This window comes from Kaistia soli DSM 19436, assembly GCF_900129325.1.
Taxonomy (GTDB): Bacteria; Pseudomonadota; Alphaproteobacteria; order Rhizobiales; family Kaistiaceae; genus Kaistia; species Kaistia soli.
The window spans coordinates 415,020-436,019 of record NZ_FQUP01000003.1; the positions used below are offsets into that span (position 1 = coordinate 415,020).

The following is a 21,000-nucleotide window of genomic DNA, read 5'->3' on the forward strand; positions in this document are numbered from 1 at the left end:
AGTCTCGTCAGGGCGATGTCGTCGCGGCGTCCGGCGTTGCCGGCGGCGCAGCGACCGGCGTGCCGGCCCAGCTCGGATAGGCAGCGCAGCCTTCAGGTGCCGTGACGGCGCCGAAGCGCTCCTTCAGCTTGTCGCAGGCGAATTTGCGGGCCTGCTCGGGCATGTATTTGTTGATCTCGACGCCGAAGCGGTCGTTCGGATCGGCAGCGGCGAACACATAGTAGGCCCAGTAGCCGCCGATCACGACGATGGCGAGAACGATGAGCCTGACAAGCCCGCGCATGGATGATCTCCGTTCAGTGGTATCGAGCCTGCCCTTCTAGTGGTGGGGCGGCCGGGTGTCGAGGTCGGCGGATCTGCCGTCCTCAGCTTCGCCGTACAAGCACGGCGATGAAGAAGCCATCGGTGCCGCTGCGACGCGGCGTCAGCATCAGCCCGAGCGGAAGGCGGCGCACGGCGTCGCCGGTTTCGATCATCGCCTCCGTCTCATAGGCCGCGACCAGCGTTTCCGGATCGACGGCCTCGAAGCCGGGATGGTCAGCCAGGAAGGCGGCCACGCGGTCAGAATTCTCCGATTCCAGCAGCGAGCAGGTAATATAGGCGAGCCGCCCACCGGTCTTCACATAGCGTGCCGCCGCTTCGATCACGGCCGCCTGGTCTTTCTGTCGCTCGGCCAGGCTGCCGGGGCGGATGCGCCATTTGGCGTCCGGGTTGCGGCGCCAGGTGCCGGTTCCGGTGCAAGGCGCATCGACGAGGACGAGATCCATCCGCTTTTCGAGATCGTCGAGCACGTCGCTGCCCGGCTTCGGCGTCCGGACCTGAACATTGCGGATGCCGGCTCGGGCCAGCCGGTCGTGGATCGGGGCGAGGCGGCGACGATCGGAATCATAGGCGAAGATCTGGCCGTGATTCTGCATGGCCGGGGCCATGGCGAGGGTCTTGCCTCCGCCGCCGGCGCAGAAATCGAGCACCTGCATGCCGGGCCGTGCGCCGGCGAATTCCGCTGCCAGCTGGCTGCCGAGATCCTGGATCTCGATATGGCCCTTGAGGAAACACTCGGTCGAGGCGATGTGCGGCTCGCCGCGCTCGGGCTCCAGCGGCAGGCGCAGGCAGAGCGGCGACAGCGCGGGACGCTCGGGTGCACGGCCGAGCTCAGATGTCAGCTCACGGGCCGCGTTGTCGGGCTCGGACTTCAACGTGTTGACGCGGAGATCGAGCGGCGCGGATGCGGCCATCGCCTGCATCTCGGCAACGACATCCTCGCCGAAGACACGGCCGAGTTCCTCCGCCAGCCATTCGGGATAATCACCGCGAACATGATCGGGCGCCTCGGCGAGGCGATCGGCGCCAAGGACAGCCCTCTCCTCGTCGGTCAGCGGCAGCGGCGCGAACCGCTCGCCGGAAATCAACCGCTCGATCGAGGGCACATCGAGGCCGCGATGGACACGGAAGAGACCGAGGATGATGGCACGACCATTTTCGTCGCCAGCGGCAAAGGCCGCGGAACTGCGGTGACGGAGCGCATCGAACACCAGATCGCCGATCGCCCGGCGGTCCTTCGAACCGGCGAACCGGTGCGAAAGGCCCCAATCCTTGAGCGCGTCGGCGGCGGGGCGGCGGCGGTCGATGATATCGTCGAGAACCTCGATCGCGGCCGAGATGCGGGCGACAGGCGTCATGTAGCGATTATTCCCTTGTCGGCCGTCACCATGGATAGGCGGCCATTACCATGAGGCCGCCGACGATCAGGCCATTTGACAGCACGACATTCACATCCAGCGTCCGTGCCATGCCCTTCTTGTTCCAGAAGTCATGCACCATCGCCGTGGCGGCGACGACAAAGAGGGCCATGGCGACGAACACTGCTGGCAGCGCGACACCGACGATCGCGGCAAGGCCCAGCACGATCTCGATGCCGCCGCCGATAATGGCGATCCCGAGCGGTTGCGGCAGTCGCTTCGAGCCAAGCAGCATCGCGACCGGACGACGGCCGATCAGCAGACGGACGCCGATGACGACGAAAAGCGCGCCAACAAGCAGACGGCCCACAAGCGCGACATTCGTCAGATCCATCGGCTCCCCTCGCCGCTTCAGAGAAGTCGGATCGCGAGATCCGCCCAGAGCGCCACCACTATCAGAAAGGCCACGAAGAAGCTCGCATGGCGGAGCATCAACGGCCCCTTGAGGCTGCCGATCATGTGGATCGCGCGCACAACGACGAACAGCCACGCAAGGGCCAGTTCGATGATGGAAACGCCGTCGATCATCATCAGGAAGGCGATGACGACGAAGAACAGCACCGGCAATTCGAACTGGTTGGCAACGAGCCGCCGGCCCGCCGCCGATTCAGGCGGCTCGTTGCCGGGCGGGAAGTCCGTGTCCTTGGCCAGCCCGTTCCTGACCGCCGCCGAGCGGGCTCGGCCGAGATTGACATAGGACAGGAAGATGAGGACGGCCTGCGCGATGGCCGGCCAGAGGATGACGGTCTTAAGCATAATGATCAGCCGATTCCCGGATAGTTCGGGCTCTCACGCGTGATCGTGACGTCATGGGTATGACTTTCGCGGAGCCCCGCCGAGGAAATACGGACGAAGCGGGCTCGTTCCCGGAAGGCGGCAAGATCTTCGGCGCCGACATAGCCCATGGCGGCGCGAAGACCGCCGGCAAGCTGGTGCAACACGCCCGAGACCGGCCCCTTATAGGGCACCTGCCCCTCGATGCCCTCGGGCACCAGCTTCAGCGTGTCGCGCACCTCGGCCTGGAAATAGCGGTCGGCGGAGCCGCGCGCCATCGCGCCTACCGATCCCATGCCGCGATAGGCTTTGAACGAGCGGCCCTGGTGCAGATAGACCTCGCCGGGGCTTTCCTCTGTGCCGGCCAGCAGCGAGCCGATCATCGCGCAGCGGGCGCCGGCGGCAAGCGCCTTGGCGAGATCGCCGGAATATTTGATGCCGCCATCGGCGATGACCGGGACATCAGCATTATCGGCAACGGCGACGGCCTCCATGATCGCGGTCAGCTGCGGCACGCCGACTCCGGCAACGACGCGGGTCGTGCAGATCGAGCCCGGGCCGATGCCGATCTTCACAGCATCGGCGCCGGCATCGATCAGCGCGCGTGTGCCCTCGGCGGTCGCCACGTTGCCGGCGATGATCTGGACGCGGTTGGAGAGCTTTTTGACCCGCTCGACCGCGTCGAGGACGCGCTGCGAATGGCCGTGTGCCGTGTCGACCACGATGAGGTCGACGCCGGCGTCGATCAGCATCTCGGAACGCTCGATGCCGTTCTCGCCGACGGTGGTCGCGGCGGCGACGCGCAGGCGACCCTGCTCGTCCTTGGCGGCATTCGGGTTGAGCTGCGTCTTCTCCATGTCCTTCACGGTGATGAGGCCGACGCAGCGATAGGACTCGTCGACAACCACGAGCTTCTCGATCCGATTGGTGTGCAGCAGCCGCTTGGCCTCGGCCTGGCTGACGCCTTCCTTCACCGTGATGAGGTTTTCGCGCGTCATCAGCTCGTAGACGCGCTGGCCGGGATTGGACGCGAAACGCACGTCGCGATTTGTGAGGATGCCGACGAGGCGTCCGGGATTGCCATTGCCTTCGACGACGGGAATGCCGGAAATGCGATGCGCTTTCATGAGCGCAAGGGCTTCGGCGAGCGTCGCGTCCGGCCCGATCGTGACCGGGTTCACCACCATGCCCGATTCGAATTTCTTGACCTGGCGGACCTCCTCGGCCTGCTGTTCGGGCGTCAGGTTGCGGTGGATGACGCCGAGACCACCGGCCTGTGCCATCGCGATGGCGAGACGCGCCTCGGTGACCGTATCCATCGCCGAGGAAATGATGGGAATGTTGAGTTCGATGGTCCGCGTGAGGCGGGTCCGGATGTCGACTTCGCCCGGCATGACGAAGGAATGCCCCGGCTGAAGCAGCACATCGTCGAAAGTCAGAGCTTCGCGACCGGTCGTAAGCTCGATGATCTGTGCCATGCCAACGCTTCCCTTCGAATGCGAAAAACCGGCCGGAGGTCGGGCGACCATCGGCGGGCGAGTAGGAAAATGAGGTTGGCGCGTGCCATTAGCATGACGACGCCGACCTTGGAAGGCATGAAGCGACGCATTCGTTGCAGGACAGGCATGCAGCGCCCGCCGCGCCTCTCAGCGCACCACCGTCAGCCGTTCGGCGGCGCGCGTGATGCCGGTGTAGAGCCAGCGTCCACCATGCTCGCGGAAGGCCCAGCTCTCGTCGAACAGGACCACGTCGTCCCACTGCGAGCCCTGCGCCTTGTGAACGGTCAGCGCATAGCCGAAATCGAATTCATCGGAGGCGCGGCGCTGAGGATAGGACAGTCCCTCGCCGCCATTTTCGAAGAAATCCGGATGCACCGCGACCTTGACGGCCTTGGCGGACGAATCCTCTTCAGGCACGACATCGAGGCGGATCAAGCTTTTGCGCGGGGCGCCGAGCTTCGAAACCGTCCAGGTGCCGCCGTTCAGCAGCCCTTTCTGCTTGTCGTTGCGCAGGCAGACGAGCTTGTCGCCGACGGCCGGCATCGGCGAGAGCAGCCCCTTCAGTTCGCGGATGCGCTGGTTGTAGGAGCGCCGAGTCTTGTTGGTGCCGACGAGAACCTGATCCGCTCCGAGGATCTGCGCAGCGTCGATGTCCCGCCGACCGATGACGCGACTTTCGCCGAAATCGCCATAGTCGAGGGCACGCCCCTCGCGTACGGCCATCGACAGACGGATGATCGGGTTGTCCTGCGCCTGGCGGTGCACCTCGGTCAGCATCAGGTCCGGCTCGGACTCGGTGAAAAACCCGCCGCCCTTGACCGGCGGGAGTTGCGCCGGGTCGCCGAGCACCAGAACAGGCGTGCCGAAGGAGAGGAGATCGCGGCCGAGTTCTTCATCGACCATCGAGCATTCGTCGATGATGATCAGCTCTGCTTCACCGGCGGCACTGTCATGGTTGATGGCGAAAACTGGCTGCTCCTCGTCGTCGCCCGAGCGTGGCCGATAGATCAGGCTGTGGATCGTGCCCGCGCCCTCACAGCCTTTTGATCGCAGCACATGAGCCGCCTTGCCGGTGAAAGCCGCGAAGGCAACCTTGCCGTCGATCCCCTCCGCGATATGTCGCGCAAGCGTTGTCTTGCCGGTGCCGGCAAAGCCGAACAGGCGGAATACCGGCGAATCGCCGCGCTTCAGCCACGCGGCGACACCGGCGAGCGCATCTTCCTGCTGGGGCGACCAGCGCATGGCGTTTCCTTCGAAGCGGAGTACGAAGCCGAATGATGGCTGATAGCCGATTCACGGCATCGGACGACAGCGCGAATGTGACATTGCGGCAACATTGGAGGGGTTAGGTGACATCGTGGCGTAAGTGGGGCTGCTTCGCCTTTGTTTCGGCGGAACTGTCGCCGAATGAAAACGATGACAAGACTGGTCTCGGGTTGCTGCGCCGAAATGTTGCCGAATTGTCATCCAGGCGGATTTTCGCGGCAGTCCTGCAAGTCGGTTACCATTCCTATGCTAAGGCGAACGAAAATAGCGACAACGGCTCAGCGACTGTCCCCCCGGTGGTCGATGTCCATGCCGCGTGAACGTTTCTTATCCCGTCCATATGTAGTCGAAAGGGTCAGGCTTTGAACCAAGCGAAGCCTAATGAGACGACTGGAAAGCTCAGCCGTCGCAGTTTCATGATCGGCTTGCCGATCGCACTTGCCGGCTGTCAGTCGGTCGACGTCACGGCCCCATCGCCGACCGCGTCTGGGCCGGTGATCGACCAGGGCTTCGCCCAGATGTATGCCGCCATCGACACGGAGCCGTTCCCGGTTCCGGCAGTCGATACCCGGAAGATGGACCCGCAGTTCCTTCGCCAGGTCGTGACGATCCCGGCCAGCATGCAGGCCGATGCCGGTACGATTGTCATCGATCCGCCGAATCACTTCCTCTATCTGGTGTTCGAGAACGGCACTGCCATTCGTTACGGCGTTGGCGTCGGACGCCAGGGCTTCGCCTGGTCCGGCGATGCGACGATCCAGGCCAAGCGCGAATGGCCGATGTGGCATCCGCCGAAGGAGATGATGGCGCGCGATCCGGAAGCGGCTAAGTGGCCCGACGGCATGCCCGGCGGTCCCGGCAATCCGCTGGGCGCCCGCGCGATGTATCTCTATCAGGGCAAGGTCGACACGCTCTACCGTATCCACGGCACCACACAGCCCTGGTCGATCGGCAAGTCGCTGTCGTCCGGCTGCATCCGCCTGATCAACCAGGACATCATTGACCTCTACAGCCGCGTTCCGCTTGGGACGCGCGTCCAGGTGCTCGGCAATGTCGAGCCGGATCCGGTCGCTGTCTATCAGAGTCATGGCGGCGCGGTTCCGGATCCCGTTCCGGCCCGGACATCGTCCAACACGACGTTGCCCGGCGGCGCCAGCGGCTGATCGCTTCCGCCATCGTCCACCACGCAATCGAGGCCCTCTCCGGAGGGCCTCTTTTTTCCGGCGAGGCTCCCAAAAAGGCTCTGACTTACCCGATTTCTGGTTGAACCGGTCGGCGGTTATCTCCACCTTGGCCATATCCGCCCGCCCCGAACCAGAAAGTGACCCGTGCCTCACTACACGCCGCTCATCGCGACGATCGTCATTGGCCTCGTCCTCGCCTTCATCCTAGGTGTCATCGCCCATCGCCTGAAAATTTCGCCCCTTGTCGGCTATCTGCTTGCGGGCGTTCTGGTAGGTCCATCGACGCCGGGCTTCGTCGCGGACCAGGGCCTGGCCAACGAACTGGCCGAGATTGGCGTCATTCTGCTGATGTTCGGCGTCGGCCTTCACTTCTCGATGAAGGATCTGATGTCGGTGAAGGCGATCGCTTTGCCGGGCGCGATCGTGCAGATCGGCGCGGCGACGCTTCTCGGCATGGGGCTTGGCTGGACAGTCGGGTGGCCGCTCGTCGGCGGATTTGTATTCGGCCTCGCTCTGTCTGTCGCAAGCACCGTGGTGCTGCTGCGGGCGCTGCAGGAGCGGCGGCTGATGGATACCGACCGCGGCAAGATCGCCGTCGGCTGGCTGATCGTCGAAGATTTGGCAATGGTGCTGACGCTGGTGCTGCTGCCGGCCTTGGCGGAGATCCTTACGGGCGGCACCGCCAGCGGTTCCGGGCTTGCCGGGTCAAGCGGCTTCGGTCTCGTCGGCATCCTCGCTTTGACGGTCGGCAAGGTCGCCGCCTTCGTTGCCTTCATGCTGATTGTCGGCCGCCGCTTCATCCCATGGGCGCTGCATTATGTGGCGCATACTGGATCGCGCGAACTGTTCCGTCTGGCGGTGCTGGCGATCGCGCTCGGCGTCGCTTTCGGTGCCGCCGCGCTGTTCGGCGTGTCCTTTGCCCTCGGCGCGTTCTTCGCAGGCATGATCCTCAGCGAATCGCCGCTCTCGCAGCGCGCTGCGGAGGAAACGCTGCCGCTGCGCGACGCCTTCGCGGTGCTGTTCTTCGTGTCGGTCGGCATGCTGTTCGATCCGCACATCGTCATGAAGGAGCCGCTGCTTCTTCTCGGAACCCTGGCGATCATCCTTGTCGGCAAGTCGATCGCCGCCTTCCTCATCGTCAAGGCCTTCCGATATCCGACCTCCACCGCGCTGACCATCTCGGCGAGCCTTGCGCAGATCGGCGAGTTCTCGTTCATCCTGGCGGCACTCGGATTTGGCCTCGGCCTTATCAACGAGACCGCACGCGACCTGATCCTTGCCGGCGCCATCCTGTCCATCATGCTGAACCCGCTGGTGTTCGGCGCAGCGAAGCTGATCTACCAGCGTACCGGCGAAGGCCATCGCGCGGCGGTGCGCGCCGCCGAGGTGACCGAGGCTGCGGCGCAGGCGCGCGATCTTTCGCCGACCCGCCTTTCCGGCCATGCAGTGGTGATCGGCTATGGCCGCGTCGGCCGCATCGTGGCCGAGGGTCTTCGCAAGGCGGGACGGCCCTATCTTGTCGTCGAGAACGGCGATGAGCGCGCCAAGGAGGCGCGCGCGACCGGCGCCGAGGTGATCCTTGGAAACGCTGTCGAAGGCGAGGTTCTGGCGGCGGCCAATATCGCCGGCGCCAGCCACCTTCTGATCGCCATTCCCGACGCCTTCGAGGCTGGTCAGATCGTGTCGAAAGCGCGCAGCCTCAATCGCTCGATGCAGATCATCGCCCGCGGCCGCACCGACGCGGAGGTTGCCCATCTGGTCGACTACGGCGCCAATCTGGCGATCATGGGCGAACGCGAGATCGCGCTGGGGATGCTCGGCTCCGTTTCCAGCGACCCGGAAACTGACAAGCCCGCCTCGCCGGGCGCGGATGCCGCTGCGGTCGGCGCCGTCTGAGCGTTGCCGCAAAAGCGCAGCGCGACGGCAAATCGTCTATCCGGCGAGGGTCGGCGCGCGCCGACTTCACCGCGACACGAGCGCTCTCTATCCTGACCCGTCATCAGGCCGCTGCAGGCGGCGCCCGATTTCGTGGACAGGAGCAGCAATGCGCGCCGGCAAGGATCTGAGCAATTGCTGGCGCGGTTTGCTCGGCATGGTTTTGGCGACTCTCGTCCTCGCGGGTTGCGCGTCGCGGCCAGAGGGCGCGCTGACGCCGGTGGCCACTGACCCCGCGGCAGCCGGCAGCGTTGACATGCTGGTCGCGACCACGCGCGCCGCCGACCCGGCCCCGGGCGTCTTCTTCAACGGTGAGCGAGGTACCGGCTTGTCGCTCGCCAATGTCGTCATCTCGATCCCCAAGGATCGTGCGATCGGTCAGGTTCAGTGGCCGCGGCGGGTCCCGGGCGACCCGGTCCACGACTTCGTCGCAACATCGGTAACGCCGATCAAGGCGGCGGATATTTCCAGGTGGTTCACGAAGCGGAACGGCAAGCCGCGGCCGGTGCTCATCTTCGTGCACGGCTTCAACACGCCCTTCGATGCCTCGGTGTTCCGCTTCGCGCAGATCGTGCATGACAGCAACGAGCAAGCGGCACCGGTGCTGTTTTCGTGGCCATCACGCGGACGCGTGCTCGACTACAATTACGATCGCGAGAGCGCCAATTTCTCGCGCAGCGACCTTGCCTTCGTCATCCGCGCGGCTGCCCGCAGCCCCAATGTCTCGAGCGTGACCGTGATGGCGCATTCCATGGGCGGCTGGGTGGCCGTGGAGGCGCTGCGGCAGATCGCTCTGCAGGATGGCCGCGTGCCGGCGAAGGTCAGCAATGTCATCCTCGCCTCGCCCGATCTCGATCTCGACGTCTTTCATCGCCAGATGGAAGAGATCGGGCCAAAGCGCCCGCACATCACGATTTTCGTCTCGTCGAACGATCGCGCGCTGCGCGTTTCGCGCCTGCTGTCAGGCGGCGTCACGCGGGTCGGGGCCGTCGATCTGACGCGCGAGCCCTATCTCTCGCAGTTCGAGAGGGCGAACGACGTCACCGTGATCGACCTCTCGGCGCTCAGCAATGGCGACCGCCTCAACCATTCGAAATTCGCCACCAGCCCGGAGATCGTCCAGCTACTCGGCGGGCGAATGGCGGCGGGTCAGCTCATCTCCGACGCCGATGCGCCAGCGGCGCAGATCGGCGCGACGGCGCAGGGTGCCGGCCAGACGATCGGCTCGGTCGCCGGCGTGGTGCTCTCGGCGCCGGTCATGATCTTCGGCAGCATGGCGCGGAACTGATCGAGGCCAGTCAGCCGGCGCGGTCGCGGAGCCAGTCCTCGACATAGAAGCGGATCAGCGCGATGCGGCCGATCGCCATCAGGGGCATCGCGAGCGCGACGCCGAGTGTGCCGAACAGCGTCCCGGCGATGACGATGCCAACCAGCGTCCAGGCCGGCGGAACCTCGGCAGCCTTCTTCTGGATCAATGGGCCGATGATGTAGCCCTCGACCGTCTGGATCACCGTGTAGATGCCGACCGCCCAGATGAGCATCGCCGTTCCAAGCGGCATGGCAACGAGGGCGACCGGTATCGCGGCGACGATTGGCCCGAGATAGGGGATGAAGTTGAGGAGGCCAGCCTGGATGCCGAGCACGAAGGCGCCGGGGACGCCGAGCGCATAGAGCGCGATCCAGACGGCGACGCCCATCAACAGCATGCGTGCCGCCTGCCCGATCAGCCAGGCGCGGAGCGCGCCGCCCATTTCGTCCATGACAGACCGGACACGATCGCGGCGCCCGATCGGCACCAGCCGCACGACACCATCCCGATAGCTCGCGGGATCGAAGCAGAACATCAACCCGACGAAGACGATGACGATCGTCGTCGTCAGGACGCTTGTGGCCGTCCCGACCGCGAATTGCGCATGGCCGAACATCTGCCCCATGTCCGGCAGCAGGCCCTGGAAATTGCGACCGCCTTCCGGCCCGAGCGACTCGATGCCGAAGGCGAGCAGCTTTTCCTGCAGGAAGTCCAGTTGGCTATCGATGATCGCGATCAGGCTGCGGACCTGTTCGGGGAGTTGGACGACGCCGCGGACGGTTCCGACGATGGCAAGCAGCGACAGTGCCGCGATCACGATGACGAGCCGGATCGTTCGGCCGACCGGCAGAATCGGCTTCAGCGCGCGCGCACAAGCATCGAGGAAGGCCGCGAAGAGAATACCCGCGAAGATGACAAGCAGGCTCGAGGCGGTGAACCAGACGAAGGCGAGCGCAAGCAGCACGGCGAGGACGATGAGCGCCGTCGCGAGGCCGCTGCGCGAGGAGCCGCTGGCGCGGCGATCGGTCGGCAGCAGGTCAGTCATTGCCTATCCTCGAAGCAAGATGCGCTGGCCTGACCAGTCGCCCGAAGGTTACTCCCGCCGGAGCGTCTATCTTCCGCGGCCCAGGCCTCCTGCCCTTGCAGAGCAGCAAACCGCGCAGGCCGCAAGCACGGTGGCGGCTCTCAACCTGGCTGAGCCACTGCCACGAGCGCGGCACCGACTGGTCGACGGCCGGAGAGGCCTCAGGCGGCGATCGGTTCCGTTGGCGGCATGGTCGCGGGCGGCGTCGGTGCCGGAGCGCCCTCGCCTTCCTTGATCCGGAAGAACGTGACGTAGAGCGTCGGCAGGAACACCAGCGTCAGCAGCGTCGCAACGAACAGGCCGCCCATGATCGCGAACGCCATCGGCCCCCAGAAAATCGTCGGCGCGATTGGAATCATGCCGAGGATGGTCGAGATGGCGGTCAGCATGATCGGCCGGAAACGCGAGACCGTGGCATTGACCACGGCATCCCAGACCGGCTGTCCGGTTCGTCGCTCCGCCTCGATCTGCTCGATCAAGATGACGGCGTTTTTCGCGATGAGCCCCATCAGCGACAGGATACCCAGGATCGCGACGAAGCCGAGCGGGCGATTGAAGATGAACAGTGCGCCGACGACGCCGATGAGACCGAGCGGCACCACGCTCACGACGAGCAGCAGTCGGCTGAAGCTCTGTAGCTGCGCCATCAGGAAGCTGATCATCAGGAACAGCATGAAGGGCACGACGACCATGACGGAGGCTTGCGACGATGCGCTCTCCTCCACCGTGCCGCCGACTGCGATGTGATAGCCGGCTGGCAACGTGGCCGACAGCTTGGCAACTGCTGGCGTCAGCGTCTCAACCACCGCCTCGGGCGAACTGCCGGGCTTCACGTCGGCCTGAACGGTCAGCGTTGGCACGCGGTCGCGCCGCCAGATCAGCGGATATTCCTGTCCGAAATCGAAGGTAGCGACCTGCGACAGCGGCACGCTCCGCCCGTTGGCGAGCGGGATCTGCAGCGTGCGAAGATTGGCCAGCGACAGCCGCTCGGCGCTCGTCGCCCGCGCGACGACGTCGATCAGATAGATGTCGTCGCGAACCTGCGTCACCGTCGAGCCCGTTACGACTGAGTTCAGCGCAGCGGCGAGCGCCTGCGAGGACAGGCCGAGCAGGCGCGCCTCATTCTGGTCGATCTTCACGCGGACCATCCGCGCCGGCTCCATCCAGTCATAATTGACGCGCAGCGCATCCGGGTTGGACGAAAGCACGCCGGCGAGCTGCTGCGCGATCTGGCGCACCTGCTCGATGTCGGGTCCGCTGACGCGATACTGCACCGGCCAGCCGACCGGCGGGCCGAGCTCAAGCGGCGAGACGCGCGTCACGGCGCCCGGGAAATCCTCGGCCAGGACCTTTTCGAGCTTTTCCTGCAAGCGAAGGCGCGCCGAGACGTCCTTGGCGATCACCACCGCCTGAGAAAAGAACGGATTGGCGAGTTCGACATTCAGCGGCAAGTAGAAACGGATCGCACCGCGGCCGACATAAGTGCTCCAGCGCGCAACATCCGGATCGGCGCCGAGGATCGCGTCGAGCTTGGCCGACGCGTCGGCACTCGCCTCGATCGAAGCATTCTGTGGCAGGCGGAGATCAACGAGCAGCTCGGCACGATCCGAGGCCGGGAAGAACTGGCGCGGGACATGCGGCAGCGTCAACAAAGCGAGTACGAAGAACGCCACGGCGACGCCGATCGTAACCCAGCGCATGCGCATCGCGGCGAGAAGAATGGTCCGGAACGTCCGCGCCACAAAGCCGGGAGGCGCATCGACCGTCTTGGGGTCCGGCTTCTTCAGGAGGAGCACGGCGATCAGCGGCGAGAACGTCACCGCGCCGATCCAGGAGACGACCAGCGCGATGCCGACCACGGCGAAGATCGAGAAGGTGTATTCGCCGGCGGAGCTCTGGGCAAAGCCGATCGGGACGAAGCCAGCGGCCGTGACCAGCGTCCCAGTCAGCATGGCGAGCGCCAGAGTCTTGAATGTGTTCGCAGCCGCTGCCTCTTTCGTCTCGCCATTGGCGAGCCGTGAGGAAATCGAATCGACCGTCGTCATCGCGTCGTCGACCAGCAGGCTGAGCGCGATGATCAACGCGCCGAGCGAGATGCGCTGCAGATCGATCCCAGCGATGTCCATCACCGCGAAAACCATGGCGAGCGACAGCGGGATCGCGAGTGCAACCACGGTGCCCGCGCGAATGCCGAGGCTGACGAAGCTCACCAGGGCGATGATGGCGATCGCCTGCCAGAGCGAAGTCGTAAACTCGCCGATCGCCTCGTCGACGACCTGGGCCTGGTCGGCGACGAGCGTCGGCTCGATGCCGAGCGGCAGTTCGGCCGTCACCTCGTTCATCGCATTGCGGATATTGCCGCCAAGCGCGAGGATATCGCCGCCGTCCTTCATCGAGATCGCGAGGCCGATCGCCGGCTTGCCATTGACGCGGAACATCGGCTGCGGCGGATCCGCGAAGCCGCGATGGACCTCGGCGATGTCGCGCAGCCGGATGAGGCGACCATTCGCGACGAAATTGATGTCGAGCAGGTCCTTCTCGGATTCGAACGCGCCGGTGACCCGGACCGCGATGCGCTCGTCGCCGGTCTCCAGCACGCCGGCCGGGCTGACGACGTTCTGCGCGCGGAGCGCCGTGATGAGCTGGTTGCGGTCGATGCCGAGGCCGGCCAATTGCTCGGCCGAGAATTCGACATAGATGCGCTCGTCCTGCGCGCCCAAAATGTCGATCTTCGAGACGTCAGGGACCGAGAGCAGCTTCGATCGGACGCCCTCGACATAATCCCTCAGCTCACGATGCGTGAAGCCATCGGAGGTGAAGGCGTAGATCGTTCCGAAGGTATCGCCGAAGTCGTCGTTGAAAACCGGCCCGACGACGCCTTGTGGCAGGCTTCCGCGGATATCGCCGATGCCCTTGCGAACCTCGTACCAGATGCCCGGCACCTCGGCCGAGGTGATCTTGTCCTTCAGATTGACGAAAAGTGTCGTCCGGCCGGCGCTGGTTTCGCTCCGGATGTCGTCGACCTCAGGGATCTCCTGCAGCTTGCGCTCCAGCCGCTCCGTCACCTGCTGCAGCGTGTCCTCGAGCGTCGCGCCCGGCCATGCGGCCCCCACGATCATCGTCTTGATCGTGATCGCCGGATCCTCGGCCCGGCCGAGATGGATGAAGGCGGAGGCGCCGGCGACGATGATCGCGATCATCCAGTAGATGATGAACGACCGATGCCCCAGCGCCCAGGCCGAGAGATTGATACCCTTCATGGCGTCGCCCCGACGAGGCGGACGGTCTGGCCCGGATGCAGCGCCTGGACGCCGGCCGTCACCACGACGTCGCCCGGCGCGATGCCGTCGGCGACGATGACCGTCCCCGGATCGTGGCGCACGATCTCGACATTGCGCAGCGAAACCGTCGAGGCCGCGGGGTCGACCACCCAGACGGCGGGCTTCTGTTCATTGGTTGTCAGCGCGGTCGCAGGCAGCGCCATGACCGGCGCGCCGCTGATTTTGAGCGTTCCTGTCACGGTCGAGCCGAGCAGCATCGCGGCGGGCGGCGCATTGATGCCGACGCGGACGGCGAAGTTGCGCGTCTGCGCGTCAGCCTGTGGGGCCACTTCGCGAACGCGGCCGATGGCGGTCACATTCGGGTCTGAGGTCAAGCGAACCGTGATCTCGGCGTCAGGCGGCGCGGTGCGGAGCACTTGCGGCGGAACGTCGAACACGGCGTCGCGGCCGTCGCGGCGCGCAAGCTGAACGATCATCTGCCCGGCCTGGACGACCTCGCCCGGCTCGGCACCGCGCGCCGTTACCGTGCCGTCGACATCGGCCTTGAGCTCAGTGAAGCTTACGCGGTCCTGTGCGATTTCGAGCTGTGCTTCGGCATCGTCGACCTGCGACCGCGCGGTGCGGAGCGCCTGCTGCGCCTGATCCCAATTGGCCCGTGTCGTGAACCCGCTGGCAAGCAGCCGATCCTGCCGCTCGAAAGCGTTCTCGGCCTGGACCAATTGCCCTTCAGCCGCTGAAAGCGCGGCATTGGCCGAGCGCAGCGTGTTGAGTTCGTTGACGGGATCGAGCTTTGCCAGGATCTGGCCAGCCTTGACGCTGTCGCCAACATTGACCGGACGCTCAATCATGCGCCCGCCGATGCGGAACGCCATCGCCGCTTCGTTCTGGGCCTGGACCTGACCCGTCAGGACAACCGATTCGGTCGCTGGGGCGCGCTCCACCGTTACGGTACGCACCGGACGCGGCGCGGGCGCCTTGGCCTCGTCCTCGCGGCCACAGGCTGACAGCAAGGCCGCCGTCACGCTCAGGATGGCGACCGTGCGCAGGAACGACGAACCCGCCTTCGACTTCATTGCCGATATCGTCACAACGAGAATCCCAGCCTTTGAACCGTCGACAGAGAAGCCACGCTACTCGCAGCGTTGCAAGGGACTGCGCTCAAGTAGCGCGAGCACCGAGCTCGGCCGCCCCCCGAAACGCGCATGCGGCAGGTCGATGATGAGTGCCGGCTCCGCGGAAACTACCTATTTGGCGCGTCCGTGTGATGAGCAACCTGTCCCACCACTATGCTGACGATCCCAAATGGCCATGGCTGGCGGATGACTGTCGAAGGTCCTTGTCACTGCGGCCGGACTTGCTCATCCTCGCCACTAACCTCCGCTTGCCGCGGATATGATCGCAGCTGCCGACGGCTGGTGTCGATGAAATCGCAAGGGATGGCGCGGAAATGGCCCCATTGAAGGATGTTGCCCAGCCCGCCCGGTATGGATCCGTTCTGCGATTCGTCGGCTTCATGCTGGTCTTCTGCATCCTGAAAGGGATAGCGCCGGCGGATCTTGCGGTCGGACTCATTGCAGCGCTTGCGGCCACCTCGGTCAGTCTCCGGTTGATGCCGCGCCGGAATGTTTCGCTGGATTTTGGAGCGATGATTCGCTTCGAAGGCCGTTTCCTGAGGCAGTCGCTCGTCGCCGGCATCGATGTCGCCCGGCGAGCCTTTGATCCCGCATTGCCGCTCGCGACCGGGTTCATCACCTTCCGTCCCTCGCTCCGGCGCGGTTTCACGCGCGACCTCTTCACCACGATCTCGAGCATGATGCCTGGAACGCTTCCGGTTGGAGAGGACAACAGGGATGGACTAGTGGTGCATTGCCTCGACATCCACCACCCGGTCGCCGTCGAAATGGCGCAGGACGAAGCACGGCTTCGACGGATCATGACCGAGGGGCGTCCCCATGGTTGACACGTTGACCGTTTCAGCCGTCATCGTGCTCGCGATCGTCGCGGTCGGGCTGGTACGCGTCCTGCGCGGTCCCTCGCGCATCGACCGCATGATGGCTGTGCAACTGCTCGGCTCGGGCGGCGTCGCCGTTCTCGTCCTGCTTGCCGTCGGCAGCGGCACCGAGGCCCTCGTCGATGCCGCGCTGACGCTGGCGCTGCTCGCAGCCTTTGCCTCGATCGCACTGGCGACGACACTCGTGCAGAAGGCGGACCTCGCCGCCAAAGCGGATCGTGCGCCGGGGAAACCCGAGTCATGACCACGATTGTCACGCTGTTCTCGGCGGTCGCGATCTGCGCCGGCATCATCTTCTTTCTCGCCGGTACAGTCGGGCTGCTCCGCTTCCCCGATTCCCTGACGCGGCTCCATGCGCTGACCAAGGCTGACAATCTCGGCCTCGGGCTGATCATCCTCGGCCTTCTGCCTCTATCGGGCAGTTTCAGCACGGCGCTGAAACTGGTGCTGATCTGGGCTCTGGTGCAGCTTGCCGGCGCAACAGCCGCCCAGCTGATCGCTCGCCTTGCCCGTCCATCAGGCAGGGGCAAATGATGCTGGACCTCGCGCTCGACCTTCTGATAACGGCGCTCGTCATCGGCGTTGCGCTGTGGACGATCCGGACGCGCGACGATTTTGCGGCCATCGTCGGCTTCGTCGCCTATGGCCTTCTGCTGACCCTCGCCTGGGCGCGGCTGGCCGCCTATGACGTGGCGCTGACCGAGGCGGCGATCGGCGGAGGCGTCACGGGCGTCATCCTGCTGAGAGCCAGCGTTCGATTGAAGCCGGTCACAACAGCGCGAACGCCGATCGGCGTCAGAGTGCTTGTCGGGCTGCTCTGCGCGGTGATCAGCGCCGGGCTGGCGGCAGTCGTCCTGCTCCCCGTGAGCCCGCCGCCGAGCCTCGCCGCCGACGTGCGCAGCCATCTTGCGAGCACAGGCCTTGGCAATCCAATCGCCGGCGTGCTGATGGCCTATCGCGCGCTCGATACATTCCTCGAGACGGTTGTCGTGCTTCTCGCCCTTTTCGGCGCCTGGTCGCTGACGCCGGATAGGGCATGGGGCGGACGACCGGGCGCGCCGATCCCTACAGCTTCATTCGGACCGCTGCCGCTGTTCGGCCGCCTTCTCATTCCCATAGGCGTCGTCATCGGGATCTATATCGTCTGGGTCGGTGCCGATGCGCCCGGCGGCAAATTCCAGGGCGCGACCATCCTCGCGGCGATGTGGATCCTCGCCATGATGGCTGGCCTCACGGAGGCGCCGCCGATCGGGCGTTGGCGGCTGCGTTTGCTGTTGGCGGCCGGGCCGATCGTCTTCGTCGCGGTTGGGGTCGCGGGCATACCTTTGGCGGGATCGTTCCTCGCCTATCCCGAAGCCCTCGCAAAACCTCTCATTCTCCTGATCGAAGTCGCGCTCACCCTTTCGATCGCCGCGACGCTTGGCCTGCTCGTCGCAGGACCGCCGGAAACCGCGCCGGGGACCGAACTATGAGCCTCGCACCGATCGATGCGGCGACGCTCTATGGCCTGACGGGGGCCGTGCTGGTGGGCATCGGCCTTTACGGCATCGTCCTGCATGAGGGCTTCATCCGCCGTCTGCTTGCCTTCAACCTCTTGGGCGGCGGCGTGTTTCTTCTGTTCGGAGTCATCGCTCGCCGCGGCGCCGGCGCCGGTTTTTCCGGCGATCCGGTACCGCAGGCGCTCGTCATCACGGGTGTTGTCGTCGCCTTCTGCGCGACCGCGCTCGCCATCACGCTGATCGAGCGGCTGGCGGCAGAAGACGATGCCAATGACGGGGATGGCAGCTCATGACCCCGGGACTGATGGCGACGACGCCGGGCGGCTTGCTGCTGGTGCTGGCTGTGGTCGTGCCGGTAATCGGCATTCTCGCCCTTTGGCTCGTGCGCTGGCGCGCCATCGAATGGGTGGCGATCGCAACGCTGGCCATCAATCTCGTCGTTTCGCTGGCGACGCTGCAGGCGGTCCGGGCAAGCGACGCCTCGCTCGTCTATCTCGTCGGCGGCTGGATGCCGCCGCTCGGCCTGGCGCTCCGCGCCGATGGCATCGCCGCGGTGATGATGGTGATGACCGGCGCGATCGTCGCGGTGACGGCGCTCTATGCGCGCGGCCAGTTCGGCTTCGATCCGCATGGCCCCGAGCGGCGGCGGCCGATGGTCTTCTGGACCATGCTGCTTGCCATCACCGGCGCCCTCAACCTCATCTTCGTCGGCGAAGACCTCTTCAACCTCTATGTCGCGCTCGAGCTTCTGACCTTCGCAGCCGTGCCGCTGGTCAGCCTTGACGGCAGCCGCGATACGCTGGCGGCGGCGCTGCGCTATCTCGTCTTCGCGCTGGCCGGCTCGGTGCTCTATTTGCTCGGCGTCGCGGTCGTCTATGGCGCCTATGGCACGCTCGATCTGGTCGTGCTTGCAGAGATGCGCGGCGCCGACGGCGCCCTGCTGCTCGCGATCGCGCTGATGACGGCAGGGCTCATCGCCAAGACCGCCCTCTTCCCGCTGCATCTATGGCTGCCGCCGGCCCATGCCGGCGCGCCGGCGGCTGCCAGCGCGATTCTCTCTGCGCTGGTGGTGAAGGGCTCGTTCTTCCTGATCCTCGGCCTTTGGTTCGACCTGCTGCCGCCGGGACTGGGCGCGATCGGCGCCAATGGTCTCGGGATGCTCGGCGCCGGCGCGGTCATCGTCGGCAGCGTGCTGGCGCTACGGCAGGAGCGGCTGAAACTGCTCGTCGCCTATTCGACGGTTGCGCAGATCGGCTACCTGTTCCTCGTCTTCCCGCTCGCGACCGGCAGCGAGGCGGCATCGCCCTTTGCCTCGCTCGCCTGGACCGGCGGCGTCCTGCAACTTCTCGCGCATGCCTTCGCCAAAGCGGCGATGTTCATGGCCGCCGGCCTCGTCTATGAGGCGATCGGCCATGACCGCATCGCTGGCTTCAAGGGTCTCGGCCGGATCGCACCGATCACCGTTCTGACGATGACGCTTGCCAGCGTGTCGCTGATGGGCCTGCCGCCGAGCGGCGGATTTTCGGCGAAATGGCTGATGCTGAGTGCCGCGCTTGGCGAAGGCGCCTGGTGGTGGGCCGTGGTGATCCTCGCGGGCGGACTACTGGCTGCCGGCTATGTGTTCCGTATTCTCGTTCCGGCCTTTTCGACGCCCGAAGCGCCGGCCGAGCGCAAGTATCCCGTGGCGCCTGTCCGAGAATGCGCGGCGCTCGTCCTCGCCGTGATCGCAATCCTCATCGGCTTCCTCCCGCTTGCGCCATGGCCGCTGCTCGCCATCGGCCGCATTGCGCAGGTATCGCCATGAACGTGCTCCTGCCCCTCGCCGCCCTGTTTCCGCTGGCGCTGTTCGCGCTGTCGGCATTCTCGCCGTGGGTGCGCCAGAGGCTGGCGCGGCTCCTCTGGCTCGCCCCGCTGCCCGGTCTCGTGGCGGCACTTTTCGCGATCGACGGCGCGGTCACCTTGCCGGGTCCGCTCGGTCTCGCCCTTGATTTTCCCGGAGCCATGCTGCTTGGCGCTGCCGCCCTGATCTGGCTGGCGGCCGGCATCGCAGCACCGGCCTTCTGGCGCGAGAAGCTCGAGACCCTGCCCTATCAATCCTGGTGGCTGCTGACCATGACCGGCAGCCTCGCCGTCTTCATGGCCGCGAACCTCGTCACCTTCTATCTCACCTTTTCACTGGTGAGCCTTGCCGGCTACGGTCTCGTCACGCGCGACGGCGGCGCTGCTGCGTTTCGAGCCGGCCGCGTCTATTTCACGCTCGCGGTTGTCGGCGAGGCCTTCCTGCTGACCGCCTTCGTGCTGCTTGCCGTTGGCACGCCATCCGGCAGCATGGCGATCCCCGACGTGGTCGCGGCCCTGCCCGCCTCGCCATCCCGCGATGCGGCGCTCGTCTTCCTCATCCTCGGCCTCGGCAGCAAGATGGGCCTGGTGCCGCTGCATGTCTGGATGCCGCCGACCTACAGCGCCGCGCCTTTCCCGGCTGCGGCCGTGCTCAGCGGCGCCGCGGTCAAGGCCGGCGTCATCGGCCTCGTTCGTTTCCTGCCCTTCAGCGCCGCTTTGCCGGGCTGGGGCGAGGCGCTCGCCATGGTCGGTTTCGTGTCGGCGTTCTTCGGCGTTGCCGTCGGCCTGACGCAACGCAATCCGAAGGCGGTCCTGGCTTATTCCAGCATCAGCCAAATGGGCTTCATCGCCGCCGTCGCCGGAATGGCGCTCGCCGCAGGTCGGCTCGCCGCGCCGTCGGAACTTGCCTTCTACGCCCTTCACCATGTCTTCGCCAAAGGCGGGCTGTTTCTGGCGCTGGCCGCTATCGCCACCACGGGTCCGCGCCATCTCCGTCCCATCCTGTGGCCGGCCATCGTGGTGGCGCTCGGCATCGCCGGCCTGCCGCTCACCGGCGGCGCTTTGGCGAAGCTTGCCGTCAAGGATGCACTCGGCAGCGGGCTTGCCGGCACGCTCGGGTCGCTCTCGGCAGCCGCCAGCACGATACTGATGCTGCATTTCATCACCCGTGCGCGCACGATCGCAGCATCTGACGATCGTGCCGAAGCGCCGCTGGCGATCCGCGGCGCCTGGTGGATCGCGGCCGCCGCTGCGCTCCTGCTGCCGTGGCTGCTCTTTCCATCGGTGGCGGGAAGCATCGGCAAGGTCCTGGAGGTGAAGGCTATCTTCGATCTCGCCTGGCCGATGGTGCTCGGCGGTGTCGCCTTCCTGGGCTGGTCGCGGCTCAGCCGCCGGCCTGAATTGCCGCCCGGTGATGTGCTGATCGTCCTGCGGCCCGCCGCGACCTCTGTCCGTGGGTTGACGGATCGCATCGCGCGCGCCGAAGCCTGGATCACAACATGGCCCGTCGCCGGGACGCTGCTGCTCCTGCTGGCGATCGGCTTCGCAGGGGCCATGGTGGCCGCGCGCTAGCGGTTCGG

The 21,000-nt window shown here is 65.8% G+C and carries 19 protein-coding genes; 10 read left to right on the plus strand and 9 right to left on the minus strand.

Features of this window, described 5'->3' with window-relative positions:
- Window positions 1-7: 7 nt before the first annotated feature.
- From BUB39_RS15330 to BUB39_RS15355, 6 genes are all read right to left on the minus strand, one after another.
- Window positions 8-283 (minus strand): hypothetical protein, encoded by a 276-nt coding sequence (locus tag BUB39_RS15330; protein WP_073054911.1) that lies wholly within the window; start codon window positions 281-283, stop codon window positions 8-10.
- An 82-nt stretch (window positions 284-365) separates the two neighbouring features.
- Window positions 366-1,679, minus strand: coding sequence for an RsmB/NOP family class I SAM-dependent RNA methyltransferase (locus tag BUB39_RS15335; protein ID WP_073054913.1), 1,314 nt, complete (start codon window positions 1,677-1,679; stop codon window positions 366-368).
- Window positions 1,680-1,704: 25 nt separating this feature from the next.
- The gene (locus BUB39_RS15340; RefSeq protein ID WP_073054915.1) at window positions 1,705-2,073 is read right to left on the minus strand and encodes a DoxX family membrane protein; all 369 of its coding nucleotides are present in this window, start codon (window positions 2,071-2,073) and stop codon (window positions 1,705-1,707) included.
- Window positions 2,074-2,090: 17 nt separating this feature from the next.
- Window positions 2,091-2,495 (minus strand): MAPEG family protein, encoded by a 405-nt coding sequence (locus BUB39_RS15345; protein ID WP_073054917.1) that lies wholly within the window; start codon window positions 2,493-2,495, stop codon window positions 2,091-2,093.
- Window positions 2,496-2,500: 5 nt separating this feature from the next.
- Window positions 2,501-3,991, minus strand: coding sequence for an IMP dehydrogenase (gene guaB, locus BUB39_RS15350; RefSeq protein WP_073054919.1), 1,491 nt, complete (start codon window positions 3,989-3,991; stop codon window positions 2,501-2,503).
- Between the two features lie 168 nt (window positions 3,992-4,159).
- Complete coding sequence (locus tag BUB39_RS15355) at window positions 4,160-5,254, minus strand: ATP-dependent DNA helicase (RefSeq protein WP_073054920.1); 1,095 nt, start codon at window positions 5,252-5,254, stop codon at window positions 4,160-4,162.
- 386 nt (window positions 5,255-5,640) lie between these two features.
- Here BUB39_RS15355 and BUB39_RS15365 point away from each other — a divergent pair, with 386 nt between their 5' ends.
- The 3 genes from BUB39_RS15365 (at window position 5,641) to BUB39_RS15375 (ending at window position 9,685) form a co-directional block, all read left to right on the plus strand.
- Entirely contained in the window at window positions 5,641-6,441 is an 801-nt protein-coding gene (locus tag BUB39_RS15365; RefSeq protein ID WP_342169195.1) for a L,D-transpeptidase, read from the plus strand.
- Window positions 6,442-6,606: 165 nt separating this feature from the next.
- Window positions 6,607-8,358: a YbaL family putative K(+) efflux transporter gene (gene ybaL / locus BUB39_RS15370; protein ID WP_073054924.1), complete on the plus strand. Its 1,752-nt coding sequence runs from the start codon at window positions 6,607-6,609 to the stop codon at window positions 8,356-8,358.
- 148 nt (window positions 8,359-8,506) lie between these two features.
- Window positions 8,507-9,685 carry an alpha/beta hydrolase gene (locus BUB39_RS15375; RefSeq protein WP_084527450.1) on the plus strand — a complete coding sequence of 393 codons (1,179 nt, stop codon included), beginning with the start codon at window positions 8,507-8,509 and terminating at the stop codon, window positions 9,683-9,685.
- A gap of 10 nt (window positions 9,686-9,695) precedes the next feature.
- On the opposite strand, the gene BUB39_RS15380 is transcribed toward BUB39_RS15375, so the two are convergent.
- From BUB39_RS15380 to BUB39_RS15390, 3 genes are all read right to left on the minus strand, one after another.
- Entirely contained in the window at window positions 9,696-10,751 is a 1,056-nt protein-coding gene (locus BUB39_RS15380; protein WP_073054926.1) for an AI-2E family transporter, read from the minus strand.
- 200 nt (window positions 10,752-10,951) lie between these two features.
- Complete coding sequence (locus BUB39_RS15385; RefSeq protein WP_073054928.1) at window positions 10,952-14,050, minus strand: efflux RND transporter permease subunit; 3,099 nt, start codon at window positions 14,048-14,050, stop codon at window positions 10,952-10,954.
- Window positions 14,047-15,144, minus strand: coding sequence for an efflux RND transporter periplasmic adaptor subunit (locus BUB39_RS15390; RefSeq protein WP_073054930.1), 1,098 nt, complete (start codon window positions 15,142-15,144; stop codon window positions 14,047-14,049). The genes BUB39_RS15385 and BUB39_RS15390 overlap by 4 nt, the downstream gene beginning before the upstream one ends.
- 374 nt (window positions 15,145-15,518) lie before the next feature.
- On the opposite strand from BUB39_RS15390, the gene BUB39_RS15395 reads away from it, so the two are divergent.
- Genes BUB39_RS15395 through BUB39_RS15425 form a run of 7 tightly spaced genes read left to right on the plus strand, consistent with a single transcriptional unit; the run spans window position 15,519 to window position 20,992 of the window.
- On the plus strand, window positions 15,519-16,031 hold the full coding sequence (locus BUB39_RS15395; RefSeq protein ID WP_073054932.1) for a Na+/H+ antiporter subunit E: 513 nt from the start codon (window positions 15,519-15,521) through the stop codon (window positions 16,029-16,031).
- On the plus strand, window positions 16,024-16,326 hold the full coding sequence (locus BUB39_RS15400) for an MrpF/PhaF family protein (RefSeq protein ID WP_073054934.1): 303 nt from the start codon (window positions 16,024-16,026) through the stop codon (window positions 16,324-16,326). The genes BUB39_RS15395 and BUB39_RS15400 overlap by 8 nt, the downstream gene beginning before the upstream one ends.
- Window positions 16,323-16,616, plus strand: a complete 294-nt coding sequence (locus BUB39_RS15405) for a cation:proton antiporter (protein ID WP_073054936.1) — start codon at window positions 16,323-16,325, stop codon at window positions 16,614-16,616. The genes BUB39_RS15400 and BUB39_RS15405 overlap by 4 nt, the downstream gene beginning before the upstream one ends.
- Window positions 16,613-17,554 (plus strand): hydrogenase subunit MbhD domain-containing protein, encoded by a 942-nt coding sequence (locus tag BUB39_RS15410; RefSeq protein WP_084527453.1) that lies wholly within the window; start codon window positions 16,613-16,615, stop codon window positions 17,552-17,554. Before BUB39_RS15405 ends, BUB39_RS15410 begins: the two co-directional genes overlap by 4 nt.
- Complete coding sequence (locus BUB39_RS15415) at window positions 17,551-17,874, plus strand: NADH-quinone oxidoreductase subunit K (protein WP_073054938.1); 324 nt, start codon at window positions 17,551-17,553, stop codon at window positions 17,872-17,874. The genes BUB39_RS15410 and BUB39_RS15415 overlap by 4 nt, the downstream gene beginning before the upstream one ends.
- The gene (locus BUB39_RS15420; protein ID WP_073054940.1) at window positions 17,871-19,385 is read left to right on the plus strand and encodes a complex I subunit 5 family protein; all 1,515 of its coding nucleotides are present in this window, start codon (window positions 17,871-17,873) and stop codon (window positions 19,383-19,385) included. The genes BUB39_RS15415 and BUB39_RS15420 overlap by 4 nt, the downstream gene beginning before the upstream one ends.
- Entirely contained in the window at window positions 19,382-20,992 is a 1,611-nt protein-coding gene (locus tag BUB39_RS15425) for a complex I subunit 5 family protein (RefSeq protein ID WP_073054963.1), read from the plus strand. Before BUB39_RS15420 ends, BUB39_RS15425 begins: the two co-directional genes overlap by 4 nt.
- Window positions 20,993-21,000 lie beyond the last annotated feature (8 nt).